The 7,513-nt window shown below is 28.4% G+C and carries 8 protein-coding genes; all 8 read left to right on the top strand.

Annotation, left to right across the window (positions count from 1 at the left end):
• The first annotated feature begins 632 nt into the window (after positions 1-632).
• The 8 genes from fkpA to tuf all read left to right on the top strand — a co-directional run bounded on the left by fkpA (position 633) and on the right by tuf (position 7,009).
• Positions 633-1,394: an FKBP-type peptidyl-prolyl cis-trans isomerase gene (gene fkpA, locus D9V73_RS02495; RefSeq protein ID WP_158336701.1), complete on the top strand. Its 762-nt coding sequence runs from the start codon at positions 633-635 to the stop codon at positions 1,392-1,394.
• 66 nt (positions 1,395-1,460) lie between these two features.
• Positions 1,461-1,850: a sulfurtransferase complex subunit TusD gene (gene tusD / locus D9V73_RS02490; protein WP_158336700.1), complete on the top strand. Its 390-nt coding sequence runs from the start codon at positions 1,461-1,463 to the stop codon at positions 1,848-1,850.
• An 11-nt stretch (positions 1,851-1,861) separates the two neighbouring features.
• The gene (gene tusC, locus D9V73_RS02485; RefSeq protein WP_158336699.1) at positions 1,862-2,221 is read left to right on the top strand and encodes a sulfurtransferase complex subunit TusC; all 360 of its coding nucleotides are present in this window, start codon (positions 1,862-1,864) and stop codon (positions 2,219-2,221) included.
• A 13-nt stretch (positions 2,222-2,234) separates the two neighbouring features.
• Positions 2,235-2,522 (top strand): sulfurtransferase complex subunit TusB, encoded by a 288-nt coding sequence (tusB, locus tag D9V73_RS02480; RefSeq protein ID WP_158336698.1) that lies wholly within the window; start codon positions 2,235-2,237, stop codon positions 2,520-2,522.
• Between the two features lie 109 nt (positions 2,523-2,631).
• Positions 2,632-3,006, top strand: coding sequence for a 30S ribosomal protein S12 (gene rpsL / locus D9V73_RS02475; protein ID WP_158336697.1), 375 nt, complete (start codon positions 2,632-2,634; stop codon positions 3,004-3,006).
• Positions 3,007-3,097: 91 nt separating this feature from the next.
• Positions 3,098-3,568 carry a 30S ribosomal protein S7 gene (rpsG, locus tag D9V73_RS02470; RefSeq protein WP_158336696.1) on the top strand — a complete coding sequence of 157 codons (471 nt, stop codon included), beginning with the start codon at positions 3,098-3,100 and terminating at the stop codon, positions 3,566-3,568.
• A gap of 96 nt (positions 3,569-3,664) precedes the next feature.
• Entirely contained in the window at positions 3,665-5,776 is a 2,112-nt protein-coding gene (fusA, locus tag D9V73_RS02465) for an elongation factor G (protein ID WP_158336695.1), read from the top strand.
• 48 nt (positions 5,777-5,824) lie between these two features.
• Positions 5,825-7,009 (top strand): elongation factor Tu, encoded by a 1,185-nt coding sequence (gene tuf, locus D9V73_RS02460; protein ID WP_158336694.1) that lies wholly within the window; start codon positions 5,825-5,827, stop codon positions 7,007-7,009.
• The last annotated feature ends 504 nt before the right edge of the window (positions 7,010-7,513 follow it).

Below are 7,513 nucleotides of genomic sequence, written 5' to 3'. Positions count from 1 at the left end.
TTTTTTTTAAATATACTTTGTTAAGCAATCATTGTTATAGCATATAAGAAATATATAACATTATCTGAGACTAAGAAACTTATCTTCAAACTTTTTAAATTATTATATATCATTATGTAAAATAGAAATTAGGATCAGTTGTTTATGTTTATGTTGATGTTGCATAAAATATTGGTAGTATATTTTGTTAGTTGTCAGTAATTAATATATTATATATTTTATTAGACTTTAGATAAATTTTACTTTTATTACCTATCTATTTAGAAAATTTTTATTGAAAATTAATTTATATGAATGTATTTATCGTATTAATTTGAAAATTAATAGTTTTTATTAAGCATATTTACAAATATTCCAATGAATTTTAGTTTTTTAGTTTAATTATTTTAATGTTAATATATTTTTAAATTTTGTATAAATTGTTTAATTTATTCTGTTATGTTAGATATTTTATATTATATTTCTAAAGTATACATTTAATATCAATTTTTAAAATTTTTATTGTTTTAGTTAGAATAGATATATATTTTACGTAATAATTACAGTTTATACATGTTGTATAAAAGTATTATTGAAATATTTAGTAATAATTTAATTTAATTAAATATAATATTTTAACTTGTGGGGAGACGATGTTCTCATTTTTACTTAAAGGAATGATAATAGCTGTTTCTTTTTTTATTTTTACAGTTTACTCTGAAGTGATGGGTTTTGAAGTTAATTCATTTAAGGTACATACTTTTAATAACAAAGATTTTAAAAGTGATAGTAATAGATCGTCTTATGCATTGGGTGTATCTTTAGGACATTATATAAATAATTTTTTTTCAGACCAAAATAAATTAGGGGTATATTTAAATAAGAATGTGTTGTTGTCAGGAATTAGAGATTCAATTTTTTTTGAATCTAAATTATCGGATAGTGAAATTTCTCAAATACTCAATCGATTAGAGCAAAGATTGTTAACATTAGAAAAGGAAATAACAATTAAGGAAGCAAAAGTAAACGCTATTCTAGGGGAGAAATATATTAAAAAAATGTTAACAAAAAAAAATGTTCAACATTCCCGATCAGGTTTAGTGTTTTTTATAGAAAGAAAGGGTATTGGATCGAATATACATAAAGATGATATTGTTACTGTACATTATGTTGGATCATTTATTAATGGTCATGAATTCGATAATTCTTATAAGAGTGGAAAACCATTATCATTTCCTGTAAATAGTGTGATATTGGGATGGCAAGAAGGGTTGAAATATATAAAAAAAGGAGGAAAAATTAAATTGATTGTCCCACCATCATTAGCATATGGGGAAAAAAAGACACCTGGTATACCATGTAATTCTACTTTGATATTTGATATAGAATTGATTGACATCAAATCTAATGTATAATGAAAATGTAATATTCTATATATAGAGTAATATTATAATTATTAAAGAATAAAATAGAGTAATAAAATGTATTATACGTTGTTAGTAACCGGCCCTCCTTATGGTACTCAAAATGCTTCTACTGCTCTTTTATTTTCTAGGGCAATTATAATTACTAAAAATAAATTATTAAGTATTTTTTTTCATTGTGATGGAGTATTAAATGCTAAAAAATTAGTTTCTTTTCCTTCTCGTGAATATAATTTAGTAGAAAAATGGATAGATTTATATCATGTATGTTCTGTCAAATTAAATGTATGTATTAGTGCAGCATCTAGAAGAGGAATTGTTAATAACACAAATAATGATGACGAAGTTTTAAAAAAACATGATGCTATAAACTCTTTTTTTTGTTTTACTGGTTTGAGTGAATTAGCAAAATATATAGAAAAAAGTGACCGTATTATACAGTTTTAGTGATTAATTTAATGAAAAATATTGCTTTTATTTTTTATCGTGTACCTTATGGTGTTAGTTTAAGTCGTGAAGGATTAGATGCTGTATTGTCTATTTCTATGGTTAATCAAAACATTTCTATTTTTTTTATTGGAGATGGTGTGTTTCAGTTAATGAAAAATCAGAATCCAGAATGTATTTTATCTCATAATTATGTGTCTTCATTTGGAGTATTACCCTTTTTTGAAATTAATAATTTATATTATTGCAAAGATTCATTAGTTGAACGGGGTTTGTTTGATAAGTGTAATTTTTGTTTAAATGTTTCTATCATAAGCAGAAAATGTATACGCGAAAAGTTAGAAAAACATGATGTAATTATTAGTTTTTAAGGAATAATAAAATATGTTACATATTTTAATGCGTTCTCCTTTCGAAATTAATATGATACTATTAATAGATCTGTTAAGATCTAATGATGACGTAGTTGTATTACAAGATAGTGTAATACTTTCAGTGAATGACAATATATTTCTTAAAAAATTATTGTCTATTCCAATAGTATTATATGCTATAAAACAAGATGTTTATGCTCGTGGCATTCAAAAAATAATTTCTTATAAAGTGAATGTCATTGATTATGTACAATTTGTTTATTTAACTAAGAAACATAAAAAGCAAATGTCTTGGTAAAACAAATGTTATAAACAAAATCGTATTATTTTAATCACAATTATTTTTGTATTTGTACGTATTAATTAATATAAATAAGCATTTCTAATGCTTAATAATTAGGAGTAATATGGCTACAGTCAATCAATTAGTTCGTAAGCCTCGTTTACGTAAAATAGTGAAAAGTAATGTTCCCGCTTTAAATAAATGTCCTCAGAAAAGAGGTGTGTGCATTAGAGTATATACCACTACTCCAAAGAAGCCTAATTCTGCATTACGTAAAGTATGCAGGGTTCGATTAACAAATGGTTTTGAAGTTACTTCTTACATTGGAGGTGAAGGTCATAATTTACAAGAGCATTCAGTGATATTAATTCGAGGGGGTAGAGTAAAGGATTTACCAGGAGTGCGATATCATGTTATTAGAGGAGCTTTGGATTGTTCTGGTGTAAAGGATAGAAAACAGGGGCGTTCTAAATATGGAGTAAAAAAACAAAAATCATAATAGTATTTGTGTATAATAAATTAGTTATATAGAAATTTTGAACAATAAACAAGAGTTAATTTTAAATAAGAATTGATTGGAGTGTGTTATTATGCCAAGGCGTCGTGTTGTTAGGCATCGAAAAATTTTATCAGATCCTAAATTTTCTTCTGAAATTATTGCCAAGTTCATTAATATAATAATGGTTAATGGGAAAAAATCAATTGCAGAAGAAATAGTGTACGATGCGTTACAAATTTTATCTCAACATACTAAGAAAAGTGAATTAGAATCATTTGATTTAGCGTTAGAACATGTTCGTCCTGTTGTTGAAGTAAAGTCTCGTCGTGTTGGTGGTTCGACATATCAAGTGCCAGTAGAGGTTCGCTCTGTCCGGAGATATGCGCTAGCTATGAGATGGATTGTAGATGCTGCTAGAAAACGTACTGATCAGTCTATGTCTTTGAGATTAGCAAATGAATTATTAGATGCAGTAGATAATAAAGGATCTGCTGTAAAAAAACGAGAAGAGGTACATCGTATTGCAGAAGCTAATAAAGCTTTTGCACATTATCGTTGGTAATTAATAAAATATGTGTAAATATTAATTAACTTATAATTAATTTTTTATTTGTATATAAAGATTTACTATATAAAAATTTAAAATTAGAGGAATATAATGGGACGTACGACACCAATAATACAGTACCGAAATATAGGAATTAGTGCTCATATAGATGCTGGAAAAACAACTACTACTGAACGTATTTTATTTTATACAGGCATTAATCATAAGATCGGTGAAGTACACGACGGTGCAGCCACTATGGATTGGATGGAACAGGAACAAGAAAGGGGGATTACTATAACGTCTGCAGCAACTACTACTTTTTGGTCAGGTATGGCTAAACAATTTTTACCTCATAGAATTAATATTATTGATACTCCTGGACATGTAGACTTTACTATAGAAGTAGAAAGATCTATGAGAATATTAGACGGCGTCGTTATGGTATATTGTGCTGTCGGTGGAGTTCAGCCTCAGTCGGAAACAGTATGGAGACAAGCAAATAAATATAATGTTCCAAGAATTGCTTTTATAAATAAAATGGATCGTATAGGTGCGAATTTTTTTAATGTAATTAAACAAATTAAAATTAAACTAGGTGCTAATCCTGTTCCTATCCAATTAGCTATTGGATCAGAAGATAGTTTTATTGGGGTAGTTGATTTAATAAAAATGAAAGCAGTTCATTGGAATAACGTAGATCAAGGAATTACGTTTACTTATGGAGATATTCCTTCTAATTTGAAGAAGTTATCTATTAAATGGCATCAAAATCTTATTGAAGCTGCAGTGGAAAATGATGAAGTGTTGATGGAAAAGTATTTAACAGGTGAAACAATATCTGAAAAAGAAATAAAAGTTGCATTACGTGAACGAGCTTTAAATAATGAAATTATTCCTGTTACTTGTGGATCTGCTTTTAAAAATAAAGGTGTTCAAGCTTTATTAGATGCGATAATTGATTTTTTACCTTCCCCTAATGATATTAAATCTATTAGAGGAATGTCACAAAATACAAAAAGTACTTCAATCTCTTGCAATGCGAATGATCAAGAGCCTTTTTCTGCATTGGCATTCAAAGTTGCTACAGATCCATTTGTTGGCAATTTAACTTTTTTTAGAGTGTATTCAGGTGTAGTTAGTTCTGGCGATACAGTATTTAATTCTGTTAAGCAGAGAAAAGAACGTTTTGGACGTATTGTGCAAATGCATGCAAATAAAAGAGAAGAAATAAAAGAAGTAAGAGCGGGAGATATAGCTGCAGCTATTGGTTTAAAAAATGTAACGACAGGTGATACTTTATGTGATCCAAATCATTTGGTTATACTGGAAAAAATGGATTTTCCTGATCCAGTTATTTCTATAGCTATTGAACCAAAAACTAAAGCAGATCAGGAAAAGATGGGTATTGCTCTAAGTAGATTAGCAAAAGAAGATCCTTCTTTTCGAGTATGTACAGATCGAGAATCTAATCAAACAATTATATCGGGAATGGGAGAATTACATTTAGAAATTATTATTGAAAGAATGAAAAGGGAGTTTAGTGTTAGTGCCAACATAGGAAAGCCTCAAGTGGCTTATCGTGAAACTATTAAAAATAATGTAAAAGATATTGAGGGAAAATATATAAAACAATCTGGTGGAAGAGGTCAATATGGGCACGTCGTAATTGACTTATTTCCTTTGAAACCTAACGGAGAAAATTATAAATTTATAAATGATATTAAGGGTGGAGTCATTCCGGGAGAATATATTTCTGCTATTGATAAAGGAATTCAGGAACAATTAAATAGCGGTCCTTTAGCTGGATACCCTGTTGTTAATATTGGAGTGCGTTTACATTTTGGTTCTTATCATGATGTTGATTCTTCTGAAATTGCGTTTAAGTTAGCTGCTTCATTAGCATTTAAAAGTGCTTTTAAAAATGCAAAACCAGTATTGTTAGAACCGGTTATGAAAGTTGAAGTCGAGACTCCAGAAGAATATATGGGTGATGTAATAGGTGATTTAAACCGAAGAAGAGGAATAATCGAAGGAATGAAAGATTTATTAATGGGAAAAATTATTTCCGCTCAAGTACCACTTTCTGAAATGTTTGGTTATGCAACTGATTTACGTTCACAAACCCAAGGTAGAGCTTCTTATTCAATGGAATTTTTAAAATATTTAGAGGCTCCAAGAAATATAGCGAATTCTATTATTGAACAAAGAGAAAATAGATAACTTTAATTTTGTATTGTTATAAATATTTTTTTAAAGGGAAATAAAGTTGTGTCTAAAGAAAAATTTAATCGTTTAAAACCTCATATAAATGTTGGAACTATTGGTCATGTTGATCATGGTAAAACTACCCTAACAGCAGCTATAACTACTGTTTTAGCAAAAAAGTATGGAGGATCTGCGAGGGCGTTTGACCAGATTGATAATGCTCCTGAAGAAAAAGCACGAGGAATAACTATCAATACCTCTCATGTAGAATATGATACTTCTTTAAGACATTATGCTCATGTAGATTGTCCTGGTCATGCTGACTATATAAAAAACATGATTACTGGAGCTGCTCAAATGGATGGTGCAATTTTAGTAGTAGCAGCTACAGATGGTCCTATGCCTCAAACTCGTGAACATATTTTATTAGGAAGACAGGTTGGAGTTCCTTATATTGTTGTGTTTTTAAATAAATGTGACATGGTAGATGACGAAGAACTACTTGAGTTAGTAGAGATGGAAGTTCGTGATTTGTTGACTCAATATGATTTTCCTGGTGATAAAACCCCGATTATACGAGGTTCTGCTTTAAAAGCATTAGAAGGAGATTGTATATGGGAAAGCAAAATTATTGATTTAGCCAATATTTTAGATACTTATATTCCTGAACCGAAAAGATCAATTGATCAACCATTTTTACTTCCTATAGAAGATGTTTTTTCTATATCAGGTCGTGGAACAGTAGTTACTGGTCGTGTAGAAAGGGGTATAATAAAAGTAGGTGAAGAAGTAGAAATAGTAGGTATTAAACCTACTTCTAAGACTATATGTACTGGCGTAGAAATGTTTCGAAAGCTATTAGATGAAGGCCGAGCAGGGGAAAATGTTGGAGTATTATTGCGAGGGACTAAACGCGATGATATTGAAAGAGGTCAAGTTTTATCAAAGCCAGGTACCATTACTCCTCATATAAAATTTGAATCTGAGGTATATGTATTATCTAAAGAAGAAGGAGGGCGTCATACGCCGTTTTTTAAAGGTTATAGACCGCAATTTTATTTTCGTACTACAGATGTAACAGGTTATGTTGAACTTCCAGAAGGAATAGAGATGGTTATGCCAGGAGACAATGTAAAAATGGTAGTTACGTTAATTCACCCTATTGCAATGTCTGATGGATTGCGTTTTGCGATTCGAGAAGGTGGAAGAACCGTAGGTGCTGGAATTGTAGTTAGAATTATTAATTAGATAATAAAATTTATTATATAATATATATTAAAGATATTAAGTCAAGAAAAGAAATTAGAACTTAGCTCTTTTCTTGATTTTTCGTTTTATATCACATAATTTTAATTGAAGTTATATACTTTGAGATAAACAATATATCTTTATGAGATAAATGATAAAAAAATAATGAATTTTCTTACTTCATGCTTTATAATAATATGATATGGACGTTTTATCATTTAAATTTTATTTAGTGTTTACAATATTTATTAAATATACATGAATATAATATTTATAACATGCTATGATTACTAAATTTTAACAATGTTGTGTAATTTGTTTATGCTTGAACTTATATGTATTTAAATTACTAAATATATTATTTCAATAATTTAGAACATTTTTTTTTAGTGATATATTGCATTGTTTTTAAAAAATGTTTTTATAAATCTAAAATTAATATTAGCATATTTTTTTAAAATTAAAAATAAAAACGTTTTACAATTTCTACATTATAGGAGTTTT

It is taken from the genome of Buchnera aphidicola (Melaphis rhois), from assembly GCF_005080745.1.
GTDB classification, from domain to species: Bacteria; Pseudomonadota; Gammaproteobacteria; order Enterobacterales; family Enterobacteriaceae; genus Buchnera_B; species Buchnera_B aphidicola_AT.
The sequence above is the reverse complement of the archived record's forward strand: the minus strand, read 5'-3'. Positions and strand labels throughout refer to the sequence as shown.